The organism is Saccharopolyspora mangrovi (genome assembly GCF_035320975.1).
Taxonomy (GTDB): Bacteria; Actinomycetota; Actinomycetes; order Mycobacteriales; family Pseudonocardiaceae; genus Saccharopolyspora; species Saccharopolyspora mangrovi.
This window is the reverse complement of the sequence record NZ_JAWLNX010000001.1, coordinates 413,502-428,638: the sequence shown is the minus strand read 5'-3', so window position 1 is coordinate 428,638 and position 15,137 is coordinate 413,502. Positions and strand designations below refer to the sequence as shown.

Here is a 15,137-nt window from a genome sequence, read left to right as displayed (position 1 = left end):
CGTCGACGTGGTGCTACAGACCGCAGGCGCCGCGGTCGAGCTGGAAGTACCGGGAGTTGGCCCAGCGGCACAGCCAGATGCCGACCACGACACCGCCGATCGTGGCCAGTGCCGGGAGGTATCCGCTGGCCACCTGGATGATCGGGATCGCCGGGCAGCCGCCCGAGATCGCCCAGCCGGTGCCGAACAGCACGGCGCCGGGGACGACGCCGCCGTGGATGCGCGTCGGCACCCGTCGGACGCCCACCACGGTGAAGACCACCACGATGATCCCCACGGCTCCCGCGAACGCGTACAGCATGCGCGGGTCCTGGAAGGTGAACATGCGGTTCAGCTCGGCGTAGTCACCGAACCCGATGCTGGTGACGATGAATCCCAGGGCCAGCCCGGTGATGATGTTGGCGACGAGAACAGCGCCTCTGGTGTTCATCAGATCACCTTCCACAGCAGGAACGACACGCCGACGGCAGTGCCGAAGAAGACGGTCGTGGCGACGAGGCTGACCGGGCGCAACCGGCCGCATCCGCTGAGCCCGTGGCCCGAGCTGCAGCCGCCGGCCAGCCGAGTGCCGAAGCCGACGAGGATCCCGCCGGCGAACAGCACGCCGATCATGACGTTGGGATCGGCGGTGACGAGCCGGCTGAAGCCCTCGCCCATGTCGTAGCGGATTTCGAACCGGCCCATGCTGATCGCCGCGAGCCACCCGCCGACGAAGATCGAGAGCAGCAGGGCGGCCTGGGTGATCAGCGGAGCCGGGCGCACGCGCTCGGCCATCGGCGCGGCGTCCTGCTCGTCGTGCGCGGGCGCTGGCGGCAAGGCCGGCCCGGGGTGCGTGCCGAACTCCGCGGCGGTCGCCGCGGCCAACGCTTCCTCGAGGGCCCGGTCGTCGGCGAACTCGGACTCCTGCTTCTCGATGCGGCGTTCGGAGCGCCAGTGCAGGACGCGGTCCCACGCCGAGGACACTCCGAACGACCGATCGGTGATCAGCGTGTAGTTGATGGTGACGAGGGCGAGTCCGATCGCCCCCGCCCACCAGGGCCAGTAGGTGGTCATGAAGGACCTCGCATCCATTCGGCGAGTCGGGTCCACCAGCGGCGTTTGGCGCTCCTCGGCTTCGGGGAGGGAGCGCTGCGCTTCGGGGGAGGGGGGACTCGGCCCGCTTGGTCGGGTTCGTGCCGCTGAGGCGGTGTTCCGCGTGGCCGGGCCGACTCCGGTGCGGGCTCGAACCAGGCCGCGGTCTCCGGTGTCCCGGAGATGAGGGGCGTCGGCGGTGTCGGTTCGGCAGCGGCGGACCGTTCGGCGGCGTCCCGGATGTGCTTCGCGTCCGCTCCGTTGGGCAGCAGCGAGATCGGCACGAGCTGGCCCCTGGACGCCAGCTGGTACCGGGTGCATTCGCGCCAACGCGTCTCACTGTCGCAATAGGACTCGCGCCAGCCACGCAAACTTGCCTTCAGCAGGGGGAAGAGAGGGCATGTCCTGGAGTGGGAGCAGCCCATTTCGCTCCGTTCTGATCGGCGACGCCGCCGGCCGGGAAGGCGGCGTGGCGCGATCGTGCGGTCGTGTCGGTGTCGAACCCGGCGTGTGATCGCGTGGCGTCGCGATGTGCAACGCACCGTGACGCCACGCGTTGGTTCCGGGCGTTAATCCCGCATGTCGCCCAATGCGTTACTCCACGCCGAAAGGCGAATTTCAATCAGGAACGCATCATGACCAGCGCTGTTCCGGGTTCCCCGTGAGGATCAAACCAATTTGACGCCGATATAGTTTCTGAGTGGAGATTCGGAAGTTATCGAATCGATGTGCGTTGATCCTGGCTCGCGCCTCGCTTTGAATTTCGTGATTCCGCGCGCGGTGTGGTTTGCCACTGCGCGTGCGAGTTCGGATGTTCCGATCGTTTCCGCAGGTCAACGAGTTGATGTGATCGGAATTGGTGAGTTACTCACCAGTTGTTATCCACGACGTGGCGCAGTTGGCTTCGCCTCATCGCAATGCTTCTTGCGGCCCGGAAGGCCTTGTGTACCTCTTTGAACACGGAGCGCAATGTTGAGCTGAGCAGCCCTTCGTAACGCTTAGCCCGTGAGGACGATAACGCTGGTGAATCTCAGACGTGGAGTTACGGAAAGTAGCGCCTTGGGTTCCCGTGCGGCCACACGGGCGACCGTTGCGTTTCGAAGCGAAGGAGTGCTGGTGGCCAGCCACGACGACACGGCCCTGACTTACCTCTACGGACGGTTTTCCTTCGCCCGGCAGATGATGACGGACCCGGCGTGCACCCGTGAGAACCGCCGGGACTGGGCGATGCGCGCCGAAGAACTGCGCCAATGCCTTCGGGATCTGGAGCAGTGGCGCTCCGAAAAGGTCGGCGCCCGCTACGAGAACGACGACGTGACGGCGACCGAGATCCTCCCACCCAGAGAATCCACGAACATCTAGCCTTCACGCGTCGCCTGGAGATCAGTCTGGCGGCCAGTCGAGCACGGCCATGCCGGCGACCTCCTGGAGCTCGTCACGACCGGCTCTGCCGGAGGCCTGGACGGCGATGCCGTTCGCGACGGTCATGCTGCAGAAGGCGAGCAGCCCGGGATCGGTGCCCGCGGGGAGACCGCCCTCATCGACGGATCGCTGAAAGCGGTCGCGGACCCCTGAAGACCTTCATCTGACACGCGTCACGCGCACGCAGGGCCCAGGCCGATGCCCTGAGACAAGAAGCGCCCCCGGCAGGATTCGAACCTGCGACACCGGCTTTAGGAGAGCTGGTCGGTGTGCGGGTATTTGCGCAGGTAAGGTCAGTGGCGTGCGTTCCCTATGGCCGTCATTGCCCGTGCATTGCCCGTAGGTCGTGTTGTGAGAGTCGGCCAGTTGCTGAGGGGTCTCCACTGCCCGGCTGTTGGTGCGAAGGTGATCTTCGTGGTCGTCTGCACGTGCACACCCGTCGGCAGTGAGAAGAAGTTGTTAGAGGGCTACTGAAAGTGCCCCCGCCAGTGAGCGAGGCTGTGGCGGGTGATCAGTGTCTCGGGGTGATCGGCGCCGAGCACCCGCAGGAAGTCGGCCAGCAAGTCTTCTAACGCGGCGGTAGCGCCCGCCACATCCCCCGACTCGCCCCGCCAGTGAGCGAGGTTGCGACGGGTTTTCAGCGTGTCGGGGTGATCGGCGCCGAGCACCCGCAGGAAGTCGGCCAGCAAGTCTTCTAACGCGGTGGCAGCGCCCGCCGCATCCTCCACATACCCCCGCCAGCGCGCAAGGTGTCGGCGAACGATCAAGGTTTCTGGATGATCAGCGCCTAATACTCGCTGATCATCGGTCACCAACTCCTCCAAAGCGGTGGCAGCGCCCGTCGCATCCCCCGCGTACCCTCGCCAGCGAGCGAGGTTGCGACGGGTGATCAGTGTCTCGGGGTGATCGGTGCCGAGCACCCGCAGACAATCGGCCACCAAGCCCTCCAAGGCGGCGGCAGCACCCGCCACATCCCCCGACTCACCCCGCCAGTAAGCAAGGTGGCTGCGGGCGGTCAATGTCTCTCGATGATCAGCACCCTGCACCCGCAAAAGGTCGGCTAGTAACTCCTCAAACGCGGCGGCAGCGCCCGCCGCATCCCCCGACCTACCCCGCCAGCGAGCGAGGTTGCTGCGGGCGGTCAATGTGTCCGGGTGATCCTCGCCGAGTTTGTTGGTGCAGCTTGTGGTGAGGGTGCGGTAGTAGTCGGTTGCGGCGGTGACGTTGCCGGTGTCGCCTCGACTGTTTCCGGCACGGAACAGCACGGGGTGTGCCTCGGGTGTGTAGAGCGGATCCGGCGGTGACCAGTGGTGAGTGTGGTGGCGGAGGGCGTCGGTGCTGGCGCGAAGCGCCTGACCCAACGTCGGGTCACGTTCAATGACCGGCCAGACCTCAATCAAGCCGTCCGCGGCCACGCTGCTCATCGGACCCACGTCAGTGAGTTGGTCACGTGTGGCGCGTTGGACGAGCGCATGGACTCGAACGAGTCGCCGGCCGGGTTGGCTGGCCTCTGGGGCAGGCTCCGCGGCGATATCGGCGAGGCTGAGGCGACGCAAGTTCTGCAACGCCGTGTCCACGTCCTCGCCGGACACCACCGACGCATCGGTGCGTTCGGCGAGATAGGCACGTACTGCGTCGGTGGTGAACACCTCGGCGGGGATACCGTTGGGGTCCAGCAACGACGCAAACTCGAGCACCGGGCGCGCGAGTCCGATGGGGTTGAGGTCGTTCGCTTGTTCGATCGAGATCCGCCAGGTCGCGGCCACGGGGTTGCGGTACTGGTCCGGTAACCCGTCCCGCTCGGGATCCGGGAAGTGCTGCGCCAACGCGGCGCCGCTGTCGTGGAGGCGGCGGCGATAGGTTGCGCACGTGATGTCCCGATCGAGGATGGCTGCGGCGGCGTGCGACAACGCCAGCGGCAGATACCCCAGATCCTCTGTTAGTTCGGAGGCCTCGACGAGCTTGGATGCGTCGTGGTCGAGCTTGTCCGACAGATAGGACACGGCGTCCTGCTCGCTGAACAAACCGACCCGCAAAAGCTTTCCGCCCGAGTCGCGGAGTTTGGCGTCTTGGCGACGGGTCGTGACCACCGTCCGCCCTCGCGGCGTCCGAGGCGGCCACAGCTCGTCGAGATCCCTCGGGTGCTGCACGTCATCGAGCACGATCACCCAGCGATACTCCAGCTTTGCCAACCACTCCAGGAACCGCTGACACGCCTGGTTCTCGTCACGAGGACTAGCCGCGTCGGTCAGCTGGAGTTTGAACGCGGCTGAGGCGTAGCCAGAGACGATTTCGTCGCGCGATGTCGCCGTGATCCACACCAACAGGTCGACCTCACGCGAGGCCCATGCTTGCTCGGCGAACTCGCGGGCCAACTGGGTCTTGCCGACCCCACCCAGCCCAGACAACACCTGCGTGAGCACCGATGTGCCACCGGATCCGACCGCCCGCACGAGCTGCTGACTCAGCTCACGGGTTCGAAAACAGTCCGCCGCAGGCGGGACCCGGCCGATCCGACACGGCCACGACACCTCCGCGCGCGGATGAAAGTGCTGCTCGACCTTGCCGATGACATCACGTTGCGCATGGACATCGCGTTGCTCGATGTGATCGCCGAGGTGCTGCTCAGACATCGCTGACTCGGCAAGCCCTCAATTGTCGCCGGATGGGTTCGTGTCCTTGCCGATGACGTCCCGCTCCGCAGTGATGTCGTCCTGGGTGATCTCGTCCTGCGAGTCCTCGGCGGAGACGCGCTTGGCGATGGCATCGCGCCCGGCCCGGATGCCGGACTGTTTGATCGTGTCTCCCACAGGGCCGCCCTTCCTGGTCTTGGCGCGCGTGAGCCAGCCGACCGCAAGCGCTACGAGGCTGATTACCGTCGCAACCCAGCTCGCGAACTCCCAGCCCCGCAACACGATCGCCACCACCACGGCCGCTACCGCCGCCACCCCCGCTACTGCTAACGCCACCCGCGCCACCATGACGATCAGTGTGCCACCGACCACGCCACGCATAGACGAATCCCGTCCCCAGCGACGACCCGCTCGCAAACAGCCCATGAGCAGGCAAGCGCCACTAGACCCGGTTTGTGGGAGCGGCTCCGGCGGAGATCGCGTCGAGGTCGCTGCCTAGTCTGGCGTGGAGAGCCGTCGCCCCCGATGCGCTCGCTTTCAAGATCTGCGGTCACCTGTTCGCCCCTACCGCCACAGTCCGTTGCCGCTGGTCGCGGCGCTGTCCGGACTGCGCTGAACAGCGCCGAATAAGCACGAATGAGACGAGAACTGAGACGGCGGATTAGCGCCGGCTCAGGAGTTTGCTGGCGGTTCTAGCTCGGCACGTGCCCTTTTGTGCATCAACGGCACAGGTTAAAACTAGCCATGACCAGCAGTAATATGGAGCGTCACCCTAGCCAGCCGCCGTCTGGTTCGGTGTGGGCAAGTGTCGTGAAACTCGCACTGGCACTTGTTCAGTTGCTGGTAGTGCTGCACGATCCGTCACTGGCGATCGATGTGACGGTGATGCTCTGAAAGGGCGCCCCCTGTCCGAACTGGGCAGGGGGCGCTGCTGGTCAGCGAGGCTTGACGGCGGCGGCCGGGACGAGCTGAGTCACCACAAGGCCCGGTTTTCTTGAGCGGTTTGTGAGCTCGAACGTCGCGAGTGCCCACCAGTCACCGGTGATGGTTTGGTGCCAGGCCAGCAGGACGCCGGGGACGGTCTTGGCGATGTCGATGCCTGCGGCGCGGACTCGGAGCGGTACGCCGTCTAGACCGCGGGGACGTGGGCTGGGTGGCAGCACGTAGGCGAGCTTGATCCAGATGGGGACCGGGGCGTCTGGTCGTCGCCGCGTGCCCTGCCAGTCCCCGTCCTTGTGTCATGTGTGCCCGCTCTGAGTGCCCGTAGGGCGGGCCGGTCGAAATGGAGTGCAGGTCGACCGGCCCGCATCGAGCCGGGAGATCTTCCCCATCGTCCCGACTCGACTTGCAAGTATCCTAGAACGTGAGTTCGAAAGATCGCCAGTTTGATTGTTCCTTGGGCGCCAACATCGGACGTGGGCTCTAGGGGAACCGTGTGCTATGCGGGCATTTGCGCAGGTGAGCGCAGTGGCAGTAACGGGCTTACAGGAAGACGCCGATGAGGAGATTGACGACAAAACCGAGCGCAGCCACGACGCCAAATATTGCGGCGACCAGCAGCATGCGTCGGTTGTCAGCGCTCGAACGGGGCTTGTGCTTGTACTTCGCTCGATCCAGGTCGAGACGGTCGTCCCACCACGAGATGTCGCCGTAGCGAGCGAGGTCCTGGATTGGAGCCGAACCTTCCGGAACCTGTTTTTGTCCTGAGGTGCCTGCTGTCCCACCCCGGCTATCGAGGCGTTCGATGCCCCCGTCCGGCATTGCCTCAACGGATGTTGACTCTCGAGCCTCAAGTAAGATCTGTTTTGCCTTCTGTTCGCCACGGAGAGCGCTGTGTCGTTGCAGTCGAGACTCGCTGGGCTGCCCAGTCTTACCTGGCAGGGCGAAGTGATCCGAGTGATTATGCGGCTGGTTGGTCCGCTTTTTCTCGGCCTGGCGGTGTTGGCGGTTCGGAATCGCGTTAAGCGCTGATCCTCTATGTGCAGGTGAAGGCGCTGCCCCGCTGTGGCGCGGTCCCGTACGTGGAGCGTGGAGATGAGTACGCAGCGGGACGTAGCCTGTCCTGCTGCTTCGATCACCGAGGCAGCAGGACGGGCGGCGGTGCGCGGCGCTGGCCGCTTAGAAGCAGCCAATGGCTGAACAGGTGATGGAAGGGCGGCGCTTGAGTGCCCGTGAATCGCCCGTAACTGCCAACTACTGACCACCGAAACTGGCAGACAGTGGCGGACCGAGCGAACGACGTCTAGCTGCTTCGCGCCTGGTCAGGGGCCGTTTTCCATGACCACAAGAAGCGCCCCCGGCAGGATTCGAACCTGCGACACCGGCTTTAGGAGAGCCGTGCTCTATCCCCTGAGCTACGGGGGCCTGATCGGAGGGTACCCGGGTGGTGTTCGCGGGTTGGCATGTGGTCGTGGGTGGACGTGGGGTGTGGTTGTCGCCTCCGCTCGTTGCGCGTCTTCCGTCGTCTGGTCGTGGGGAAAACTCCTGGGCGCCAGGTGGTTTCGGGGTCAGCCGGAGCCGGTCTGCTCGCCGTCGGTCTCCACGCGGTTGCGGCCTGCGCGTTTGGCCTTGTAGAGGGCGATGTCGGCGGCGGCGAACAGCTGGTCCAGGTCGTTGGGTCCGGCGGCCACACCGATGCTGACCGTGGGTTTCTTCTCCAGGCGTCCCAGCACGAGGCGCCAGTCGTGGGTGTTGACGGCGGAGCGGATGCGTTCGGCGACGATCGGGCCGGCCTCGCGGGAGTACTCGGCGGCGTCGACCAGCAGCACCACGAACTCGTCTCCCGCCCACCGGCACAGCAGGTCACCGGCGCGGCATTCGCGGCGCAGCAGGTTGGCGACCTCCTGCAGGACGACGTCGCCCGCGGTGTGCCCGGCGAAGTCGTTGACCTCCTTGAACCAGTCGACGTCGAGCAGCACCAGCCACGGGATCCGGCCGGCCGCGTCGGTGCGTTCGAGCAGGACGGGGGCCATGCGTTCCAGGCCGAGCCGGTTGGCCAGGCCGGTCAGCGGATCGCGCAGCGCGGCTTCGCGGGCGGCCATCGCCATCCGCTGCGCCTGGGTAGCGACCCTGCGCTGCTCCAGGGCCTGGCCGAGGCCTTCCTTGAGGATGTCCACTGCGGACACGGCTGCGGTGACCGCGCGGCGCAGGGCTGCGGCCTCGCCGACGGAATCACCGAGGTTCCTGCAGATCTCGGCGAGTTCGCGGGAGAACCGCATCATCAGGATCGACTCGTGGATCGTTTCGGCGCCCTCCAGCGCGCGGCTGGCGAAAGTGCGGGCCTCGGTCATCACTCCCTGGGTGCGCCTGATGTCGGCGAGCGCCCAGTTCGCGATCGCCATCGCGTAGTTGTCGGCGGCGTCGCGGCCGAGGGTGAGCGTTTCCTGCGCGATGCGCTCGGCCGTTTCCAGCTCGTCCGTGCCCGACAGCGCTCGGGCCATGACGGCCAGGGCTGCGCGCTTGACCGGGCCCGGCTTGGCCAGCGACTGCGCTTCCTCGCAGAGCTCGCAGGCGGCGGCGAACTGGTGGGCGGCCTGGTCCGGCTGGCTCGCGGCCCGGAACACCCGGGACAGGCCTTCGCGGAGCAGGCAGTGCGCCAGCGCGGGCTGGTCACCGGAGTCCCGGGCGATCTGCACCGCCAGCGCCATCAGGTCCATCGCCGGGCCGCGGCGCCCGATGCCCTCCAGCAGGAAGCCCAGCATGCTGACGGTGTGCGCGGCGGATCCGCCGCTCGGCGGCTGGGTGTCGAGCTCGGTCCACCCCTCGGTGATCAGCTCCAGCGCGAGGGGGATGCGACCCAGCCGCCAGGCCACCAGCGCGCGCTGCACCAGCACGGTGGAGCGGACCCAGCGGGCGTCGACGAAGTTCGCACCGCCGGCCAGCAGCTCGTCGAAGGCAGCGTCGGCCCTGGTGAAGCGGCCTGCGTCGAGCAGTTGCCTCACCAGCCGGTCCTGGGCCGGGATGTGTCCGGCCAGCGGTTGATCCTCCAGCTGCACCGCGACCTCGTCGTGAGCGCATCGTCGTGGCCGCTCGGCCGCGCGGCCTTTTCGAGGCTACCGGTTGCGGCCGCGTCCGTACGCTTCGTAGTGCAGGACCTCGTCCAGGGGCATCCGCTGCCTCCAGCCGTGCCGCTCCAGGTCAGGCGTGTCGGCGAGCTCGCGAACCGGCCCCACGCACAACCATGCCACCGGCCTGACCTCGCTGGGAACTCCCAGCAGCCTGCGCAGGAATTCCTCGCGGTAGAAGCTGACCCATCCGACGCCGAGGCCTTCGGCGGTCGCGGCCAACCACAGGTTCTGGATCGCCAGGCACACCGAGTACAGCCCGGCGTCGGCGATGGCGTGCCTGCCCAGCACCTGCGGCGCGCCCCGGCGCGGGTCGTAGGTGACGGCGATGCCCAGCGAGGACTCCACGATGCCCTCGACCTTGATCTTGCTGAAGGTGTCGGCCCGCTCGCCGTCGAGCTGGCTGGCGAACACGCTGCGCTCGGCGAGGACGTGCTCGCGGAAGGCGCGGCGGGTGTTCGCGTCGCGGACCAGGATGAAGTCCCACGGCTGGGAGAGCCCCACGCTGGGCGCGGTGTGCGCGGCCGAGAGGACGCGGCGCAGCACCGGCTCGGGCAGTTCGGCGCCGGAGAACTCGCGGCGGACGTCGCGCCTGCGGTTGATCACGTCGTAGAGCTCGGCGGCGGGGGTGGAATCGGTCAGGCTGGGGTTGTGTCCAGGGGTCTTCATCGCGATCAATGCTGCACCGGGATACCGGTCACCCGGGCTCAGGGTGACCGGTATCGCACGGTGTTCGAGCGGATCGCCCTATTTGTGGTGGTACGGCAGCAGCGCCATCTCGCGGGCGTTCTTGATCGCCTTGGCGACCTCGCGCTGCTCCTGCGCGGTTAGCCCGGTGACCCGGCGGGAGCGGATCTTGCCCCGGTCGGAGATGAACTTGCGCAGCAGGGTCACGTCCTTCCAGTCGACGTGGACGACGCCCTCGCGCTGCAGGAGGTTCGGCTTCTTGCGGCGTTCGACGGGTCGGCGCATGCGATCACCAGCTCGACTTCGTCACGCCGGGCAGTTCGCCGTTGTGGGCCATCTCCCGCAAGCGCACCCGGGAGAGGCCGAACTTGCGGAAGTAGCCGCGCGGGCGCCCGTCGACGGCGTCCCGGTTGCGCAGCCGCACCCGGCTGGCGTCCCGGGGCTGGCGCTGCAGCTCGCGCTGCGCCTCGACGCGAGCCTCCGGCTCGGTCTCGGGCGAGGCGATGATCCGCTTCAGCTCCGACCTGCGCTCCGCGTACCGGGCGACGACCTCCTTCCGCTGCTCGTTCCGAGCGATCTTCGACTTCTTGGCCACGATGTCCTCTCAGGTCTCCCGTCGTCGACGGGGTCTTCACGATCTCAATGGAAGTCGGGGGTCCGGATTTCAATGGAAATCGGGAAGTTGATTTCCATTGAAATCGCGTCACCTCCTGGGTGGGGTGATCATTCGGGTGCCCTGACGGGGTGGGGTCGGGTCAGCGCTCTTCGCGGAATTCGACGTGCTTGCGGGCGACCGGGTCGTACTTGCGCAGGCGCATGCGGTCGGGGTTGTTGCGGCGGTTCTTGGTGGTGACGTAGGTGAAGCCGGTGCCCGCGGTGGAGCGCAGCTTGATCACCGGGCGGGTGTCGGTGTTCTTGGCCATCAGATTCGTTCCCCTCGGGCGCGCATGTCGGCGACCACCGCGTCGATGCCGCGCTTCTCGATCGTCTTCATCCCCTTAGTCGACACCCGCAGCCGGATCCACCGGTTCTCGGCGGGCAGCCAGTAGCGCTTGTTCTGCACGTTGGGCAGCCAGCGGCGGCGCGTCTTGTGGTGGGAGTGCGAGACCTGGTTGCCGTAGCCGGGCTTCTTGCCGGTCACCTGGCAGCGGACGGACATGACCTACCTCTCGATAACGACATCCATTTTCATATGGCTTGCCGCCAGGGTAGCGTGTCGGCAGCGAAGATGAAAACCGTTGTCGATTGAGGTGGGGATGTTCACCGATCCGTCCGCGCGGACGCCGCTGCTGCTGGTGGCCGGCCTCCGCGAACCCCAGGTCGCCGAGGCGGCCGAGGCCGCGCGCCGGCGCGACCCGACCGGCACCGCGCTGGTGCACGCCGACTTGCGCTCGGTCGCCGAAGGCGTGGTGCGCCGGCAGGTCAGGCACGGCGACCACGTCGACAGCCACGTCCTCGAACTCGCGCACGGCTGCGTGTCCTGCACGCTGCGCGAGGACCTCCTGCCGCTGCTGCGCAGGCTCGCCGCAGCGCCCGACATCAACCGCATCGTCGTCCAGCTCGACCCGGCGCTGGAGCCTGAGGCGATCTGCTGGGCGCTGCGCCACGTCGAGGTCGACGGCCGCGCGCTGCTCGCCGACGTGGCCATCGAGGCCGTGCTGACCACCGTCGACCTGGAGTCCTGGCTGCCCGACAGCACCGGCGAGGAGGCGCTGGCCGAGCGCGAGCTCGGCGGCAGCGCCGACGACGAGCGCACCGTGGCGCAGGTCGCCGTCGGCCAGGCCGAGTTCGCCGACGCGATCGTGCTCGCCGGAGCCGCCGAAGACCGCTGGCAGCGCGTCCGCACCGAGGCCGTGCTCGCCCGGCTCACCCCCTCGGCGCCGCTGGCCCACCTCGACGACCTGGACGTCTCGGCGCTGCTGGAACGGGTCCCGGCCGATTCCCGGCGCGGCGAGGTCGACGGCCCGCACGGCCGGCTGCTGCGCGGTCAGCCCTCGCTGGACACCGACGCCGGGGTGGCCACGGTCCTGTTCGAGGAACGCCGCCCGTTCCACCCGAAGCGGCTGCACGAGGCCATCGACCTGCTGCTCGACGGCGTCGTGCGCACCCGAGGCAGGTTCTGGGTGGCCAGCCAGCCCGACGACGCGCTGTGGCTGGAATCGGCGGGTGGCGGACTCGCCATCGCCCACGCCGGACCGTGGCTGGCGACCGTCGACGACTGGGGCGGCCTGCCCGACGACCGGCGGCTGCGAGCCGCGCTGACCTGGGACGACTACTACGGCGACCGGATGAACGAGCTCGTCGTCATCTCCTGCGACGCCGACCCGCACGAGATCGTCCGCGCCCTGCGCGACGCCGTGCTCACCGACGACGAACTCGCCGCGGGCGAGCAGGCCTGGGCGCAGTACCCGGACCCCTTCGCCGACTGGCGCGAGGACCACTGCGCCGAACCCGCCGAATCCGAGTTGAAGGGAAACCAGTGAAACCCGACATCCACCCCAGCTACGAGCCGGTGGTCTTCCAGGACCGCACCACCGGCAAGAGCTTCCTCACCCGCTCCACCGCGACGTCGGAGGCGCGCATCGAGTGGGAGGACGGCAACACCTACCCGCTGATCACCATCGACGTGACCGCCTACTCGCACCCGTTCTGGACCGGTAACCAGCGGGTCATGGACACCCAGGGCCGCGTCGAGAAGTTCCGCCGCCGCTACGGCGACCGGAAGCGCTGATCGAAGGAAGGACGACGACATGGCTGTTCCCAAGCGCAAGACCTCGCGGGCCAACACCCGGCACCGCCGCTCGCAGTGGAAGGCGAAGGCGCCGGAGCTGGTGCCGATCGTGGTGGACGGCGAGCGGAAGCTGGTGCCGCGCGCGCTGATCCGGCACTTCCAGGAGAGGTGAACGCGCCCGGCGCGCGTCGTCACCAACGGTGACCGGCGCGCGCCGCGGTCGAGACGACCGTCACCGCGACGCGCGAGGTCGGCGGGGTTCTCAGCTCGTTCTCAGGGCAACCGGTAACACTGTCCGCATGCGCATCCTCGTCGTCGACGACGATCGTGCCGTGCGGGAGTCGCTGCGAAGGTCCCTGCAGTTCAACGGGTACCAGGTGGAGCTCGCCGCGGACGGTCAACAAGCACTGGACCACCTGGCCGACAACCGCCCGGACGCGATGGTCCTCGACGTGATGATGCCCCGCCTCGACGGGCTCGAGGTGGCGCGGCGGCTGCGCAGCACTGGCGACGACCTGCCGATCCTGGTGCTCACCGCCCGCGACGCCGTGTCCGACCGGGTCGCCGGGCTCGACGCCGGCGCCGACGACTACCTGCCCAAGCCCTTCGCGCTGGAGGAGCTCCTCGCCCGGCTGCGCGCCCTGCTGCGCCGCGCCACCCCGCCCGAGGGCGGCCCGGACGAGCACCCGGCCGCGCTGCGCTTCGCCGATCTGGAGCTGGACCCCGGGACCCGCGAGGTCCGCCGGGGCGAGCGCTCGATCAGCCTCACCCGCACCGAGTTCGCGCTGCTCGAACTGCTGATTGCGCACCCCAAGCAGGTGCTGACCCGCAGCAGGCTGCTCGAGGACGTGTGGGGCTACGACTTCCCGACCTCGGGCAACGCCCTGGAGGTCTACATCGGCTACCTGCGCCGCAAGACCGAGGCCGAGGGCGAACCACGCCTGATCCACACCGTGCGCGGTGTCGGCTACGTGCTCCGCGAGACGCCGCCATGATGGGCAATCCGATGACCGTTCCCGCACCGCCGCCACCCGACGTCGACAACCCGCCGCCGCCCAGCAGGCTGCAGCGGGTCTCGCTGCGCAACCGCGTCACCTGGCTGGCCGCGATGTGCGTGGCCGGGGCGGTGGCGCTGGTGTCGGTCGGGGCGTTCGTGACCGTGCGCGACAGCCTCTACCAGCAGCTCGACGACAACCTCACCGAGCGCGCGGTGGAGGCCGCCGAGGGCCCGCTGGTGCGCACCTCCGACCTGCAGCAGGTGCCGGTGGCGTTCTTCGTCGCCACCAACTTCAAGATCAACGTGCTCTCCGCCGACGGCACCGTGTTCGGCCCCGAGCAGCGCCCGCCGATGAGCGTGCTGGAGCTGTCGGTGGCCAAGGGGCAGGCGCAGCGCTCGCTGCGCACCGACAAGCCGAGCAACAGCCGCGTCGTCGCCGTGCCCACCGGGCGCAACGCGGCGCTGGTCATGTCGACCTCGCTGCAACCCACCCAGCAGACGTTGGCGCAGCTCAGCGTGGTCCTGGTGGTGATGGGCGGGGCCGGCATCCTGCTCGCCGCGGCCGCCGGAACCGCGGTGGCGCGGGCCGGTCTGCGGCCGGTGCAGCGGCTGACCGCCGCCGCCGAACGCGTCGCGCTGACCGGTGACCTGCGGCCGATCCCGGTGAGCGGCGACGACGAGCTGGCGCGGCTGACCGCGAGCTTCAACGGTATGCTCACCGCGCTGGCCGAGTCGCAGGAGCGCCAGCGGCGCCTGGTCGCCGACGCCGGCCACGAGCTGCGCACCCCGCTGACGTCGCTGCGCACCAACCTGGAGCTGCTGCTCGCGGCGGCCCGGCCGGACGCGCCGACGCTGTCCGAGCAGGACCGCCAGGAGATGTTCTCCGACGTCCAGGCCCAGGTGGAGGAGCTGTCCGCGCTGGTCGGCGACCTCGTCGAGCTCGCCCGCGAGGACACCCCGCAGGCCGTGCACGAGTCGGTCGACCTGGTCGAGGTCGTCGAGCGGGCGCTGGGCCGGGCCCAGCGGCGCGCGCCGCGCACCGAGTTCGACGTGCGGCTGAGCCCGTGGGTGATGATGGGCGATGCGACCGCGCTGGAGCGGGCGGTGCTGAACCTGCTGGACAACGCCGCGAAGTGGAGTCCGGAGGGCGGCCGCGTGCGGGTCGAGCTGCACCCGGAGGAGGGCACCGGCACGTCGGTGCTGGAGGTCGCCGACAGCGGCCCGGGCATCGCCGAGGCCGACCGGCCCTTCGTCTTCGAGCGCTTCTACCGCTCCTCGGTCGCGCGCACGCTGCCGGGCTCCGGGCTCGGGTTGTCGATCGTCAAGCAGGTCGCCGAGCGCCACGGCGGGTCGGTGCTGGCCGCGCAGGCTCCGGAGGGCGGCGCGCTGCTGCGCATGACGCTGCCGGGCAACTCTCAGCAAAACGAACAGCAATGAACACCCAATTGCAATCCAGGTAGCCAAGTCCCCGGCTGTCGGCCCGGTATCCCGTCAGGTATTGTTGGTTTTTGTTGACTTGACGAACGAAAGCT

Annotated in this window: 18 protein-coding genes and 1 tRNA gene; 7 read left to right on the top strand and 12 right to left on the bottom strand. The window is 68.2% G+C overall.

The features are described 5' to 3' along the window. Positions 1 to 13 precede the first annotated feature (13 nt). Together R4I43_RS02150 and R4I43_RS02145 are read right to left on the bottom strand one after the other, a co-directional pair. Positions 14 to 430 carry a YeeE/YedE thiosulfate transporter family protein gene (locus R4I43_RS02150; RefSeq protein WP_324263758.1) on the bottom strand — a complete coding sequence of 139 codons (417 nt, stop codon included), beginning with the start codon at positions 428 to 430 and terminating at the stop codon, positions 14 to 16. Continuing rightward, a complete protein-coding gene (locus tag R4I43_RS02145) occupies positions 430 to 1,053 on the bottom strand; it encodes a YeeE/YedE family protein (RefSeq protein WP_324263757.1) in 624 nt (207 codons plus the stop codon). The genes R4I43_RS02150 and R4I43_RS02145 overlap by 1 nt, the downstream gene beginning before the upstream one ends. A 1,134-nt stretch (positions 1,054 to 2,187) precedes the next feature. Between R4I43_RS02145 and R4I43_RS02140 the strand changes: the two genes are divergently transcribed. Then, positions 2,188 to 2,433, top strand: a complete 246-nt coding sequence (locus R4I43_RS02140; RefSeq protein ID WP_324263756.1) for a hypothetical protein — start codon at positions 2,188 to 2,190, stop codon at positions 2,431 to 2,433. 527 nt (positions 2,434 to 2,960) lie between these two features. Here the strand turns inward: R4I43_RS02140 and R4I43_RS02135 are convergent. Beyond that, positions 2,961 to 5,126 carry a tetratricopeptide repeat protein gene (locus tag R4I43_RS02135; protein ID WP_324263755.1) on the bottom strand — a complete coding sequence of 722 codons (2,166 nt, stop codon included), beginning with the start codon at positions 5,124 to 5,126 and terminating at the stop codon, positions 2,961 to 2,963. Between the two features lie 18 nt (positions 5,127 to 5,144). After that, positions 5,145 to 5,507: a hypothetical protein gene (locus R4I43_RS02130; protein ID WP_324263754.1), complete on the bottom strand. Its 363-nt coding sequence runs from the start codon at positions 5,505 to 5,507 to the stop codon at positions 5,145 to 5,147. 363 nt (positions 5,508 to 5,870) lie between these two features. Here R4I43_RS02130 and R4I43_RS02125 point away from each other — a divergent pair, with 363 nt between their 5' ends. Beyond that, on the top strand, positions 5,871 to 6,020 hold the full coding sequence (locus R4I43_RS02125) for a hypothetical protein (protein ID WP_324263753.1): 150 nt from the start codon (positions 5,871 to 5,873) through the stop codon (positions 6,018 to 6,020). Between the two features lie 588 nt (positions 6,021 to 6,608). Here R4I43_RS02125 and R4I43_RS02120 read toward each other — a convergent pair. From R4I43_RS02120 to rpmB, 8 genes are all read right to left on the bottom strand, one after another. After that, entirely contained in the window at positions 6,609 to 6,887 is a 279-nt protein-coding gene (locus tag R4I43_RS02120) for a hypothetical protein (RefSeq protein WP_324263752.1), read from the bottom strand. A gap of 530 nt (positions 6,888 to 7,417) precedes the next feature. Then, positions 7,418 to 7,490, bottom strand: a tRNA-Arg gene (locus R4I43_RS02115). Positions 7,491 to 7,633: 143 nt separating this feature from the next. Next, positions 7,634 to 9,121, bottom strand: a complete 1,488-nt coding sequence (locus tag R4I43_RS02110) for a GGDEF domain-containing protein (RefSeq protein ID WP_324263751.1) — start codon at positions 9,119 to 9,121, stop codon at positions 7,634 to 7,636. A gap of 57 nt (positions 9,122 to 9,178) precedes the next feature. Beyond that, on the bottom strand, positions 9,179 to 9,859 hold the full coding sequence (bluB, locus tag R4I43_RS02105) for a 5,6-dimethylbenzimidazole synthase (RefSeq protein WP_324263750.1): 681 nt from the start codon (positions 9,857 to 9,859) through the stop codon (positions 9,179 to 9,181). Between the two features lie 78 nt (positions 9,860 to 9,937). Then, positions 9,938 to 10,162 carry a 30S ribosomal protein S18 gene (gene rpsR / locus R4I43_RS02100; RefSeq protein WP_324263749.1) on the bottom strand — a complete coding sequence of 75 codons (225 nt, stop codon included), beginning with the start codon at positions 10,160 to 10,162 and terminating at the stop codon, positions 9,938 to 9,940. A 4-nt stretch (positions 10,163 to 10,166) separates the two neighbouring features. Next, a complete protein-coding gene (gene rpsN / locus R4I43_RS02095; protein ID WP_324263748.1) occupies positions 10,167 to 10,472 on the bottom strand; it encodes a 30S ribosomal protein S14 in 306 nt (101 codons plus the stop codon). 160 nt (positions 10,473 to 10,632) lie between these two features. Further along, entirely contained in the window at positions 10,633 to 10,800 is a 168-nt protein-coding gene (rpmG, locus tag R4I43_RS02090) for a 50S ribosomal protein L33 (protein ID WP_324263747.1), read from the bottom strand. After that, positions 10,800 to 11,036, bottom strand: coding sequence for a 50S ribosomal protein L28 (gene rpmB, locus R4I43_RS02085; RefSeq protein WP_324263746.1), 237 nt, complete (start codon positions 11,034 to 11,036; stop codon positions 10,800 to 10,802). Before rpmB ends, rpmG begins: the two co-directional genes overlap by 1 nt. A gap of 79 nt (positions 11,037 to 11,115) precedes the next feature. Between rpmB and mrf the strand changes: the two genes are divergently transcribed. The 5 genes from mrf (at position 11,116) to R4I43_RS02060 (ending at position 15,042) form a co-directional block, all read left to right on the top strand. Continuing rightward, positions 11,116 to 12,360 (top strand): ribosome hibernation factor-recruiting GTPase MRF, encoded by a 1,245-nt coding sequence (gene mrf / locus R4I43_RS02080; protein WP_324263745.1) that lies wholly within the window; start codon positions 11,116 to 11,118, stop codon positions 12,358 to 12,360. Next, positions 12,357 to 12,608: a type B 50S ribosomal protein L31 gene (locus R4I43_RS02075; RefSeq protein ID WP_324263744.1), complete on the top strand. Its 252-nt coding sequence runs from the start codon at positions 12,357 to 12,359 to the stop codon at positions 12,606 to 12,608. Before mrf ends, R4I43_RS02075 begins: the two co-directional genes overlap by 4 nt. A 19-nt stretch (positions 12,609 to 12,627) precedes the next feature. After that, positions 12,628 to 12,780 (top strand): 50S ribosomal protein L32, encoded by a 153-nt coding sequence (gene rpmF, locus R4I43_RS02070; RefSeq protein WP_324263743.1) that lies wholly within the window; start codon positions 12,628 to 12,630, stop codon positions 12,778 to 12,780. Positions 12,781 to 12,907: 127 nt separating this feature from the next. Then, entirely contained in the window at positions 12,908 to 13,603 is a 696-nt protein-coding gene (locus tag R4I43_RS02065) for a response regulator transcription factor (RefSeq protein ID WP_324263742.1), read from the top strand. An 11-nt stretch (positions 13,604 to 13,614) separates the two neighbouring features. Further along, entirely contained in the window at positions 13,615 to 15,042 is a 1,428-nt protein-coding gene (locus R4I43_RS02060) for a sensor histidine kinase (RefSeq protein ID WP_324263741.1), read from the top strand. Positions 15,043 to 15,137 lie beyond the last annotated feature (95 nt).

What these genes read in the sequence shown, in the direction of transcription:
- R4I43_RS02120 (WP_324263752.1), bottom strand. Translation starts at nt 6,887, where the DNA reads ATGCCGGACGGGGGCATCGAACGCCTCGATAGCCGGGGTGGGACAGCA.
- R4I43_RS02150 (WP_324263758.1), bottom strand. Translation starts at nt 430, where the DNA reads ATGAACACCAGAGGCGCTGTTCTCGTCGCCAACATCATCACCGGGCTG.
- rpmB (WP_324263746.1), bottom strand. Translation starts at nt 11,036, where the DNA reads ATGTCCGTCCGCTGCCAGGTGACCGGCAAGAAGCCCGGCTACGGCAAC.
- R4I43_RS02065 (WP_324263742.1), top strand. Translation starts at nt 12,908, where the DNA reads ATGCGCATCCTCGTCGTCGACGACGATCGTGCCGTGCGGGAGTCGCTG.
- rpmG (WP_324263747.1), bottom strand. Translation starts at nt 10,800, where the DNA reads ATGGCCAAGAACACCGACACCCGCCCGGTGATCAAGCTGCGCTCCACC.
- R4I43_RS02135 (WP_324263755.1), bottom strand. Translation starts at nt 5,126, where the DNA reads ATGTCTGAGCAGCACCTCGGCGATCACATCGAGCAACGCGATGTCCAT.
- R4I43_RS02125 (WP_324263753.1), top strand. Translation starts at nt 5,871, where the DNA reads ATGACCAGCAGTAATATGGAGCGTCACCCTAGCCAGCCGCCGTCTGGT.
- bluB (WP_324263750.1), bottom strand. Translation starts at nt 9,859, where the DNA reads ATGAAGACCCCTGGACACAACCCCAGCCTGACCGATTCCACCCCCGCC.
- rpsR (WP_324263749.1), bottom strand. Translation starts at nt 10,162, where the DNA reads ATGCGCCGACCCGTCGAACGCCGCAAGAAGCCGAACCTCCTGCAGCGC.
- rpmF (WP_324263743.1), top strand. Translation starts at nt 12,628, where the DNA reads ATGGCTGTTCCCAAGCGCAAGACCTCGCGGGCCAACACCCGGCACCGC.
- R4I43_RS02130 (WP_324263754.1), bottom strand. Translation starts at nt 5,507, where the DNA reads ATGCGTGGCGTGGTCGGTGGCACACTGATCGTCATGGTGGCGCGGGTG.
- R4I43_RS02145 (WP_324263757.1), bottom strand. Translation starts at nt 1,053, where the DNA reads ATGACCACCTACTGGCCCTGGTGGGCGGGGGCGATCGGACTCGCCCTC.
- R4I43_RS02060 (WP_324263741.1), top strand. Translation starts at nt 13,615, where the DNA reads ATGACCGTTCCCGCACCGCCGCCACCCGACGTCGACAACCCGCCGCCG.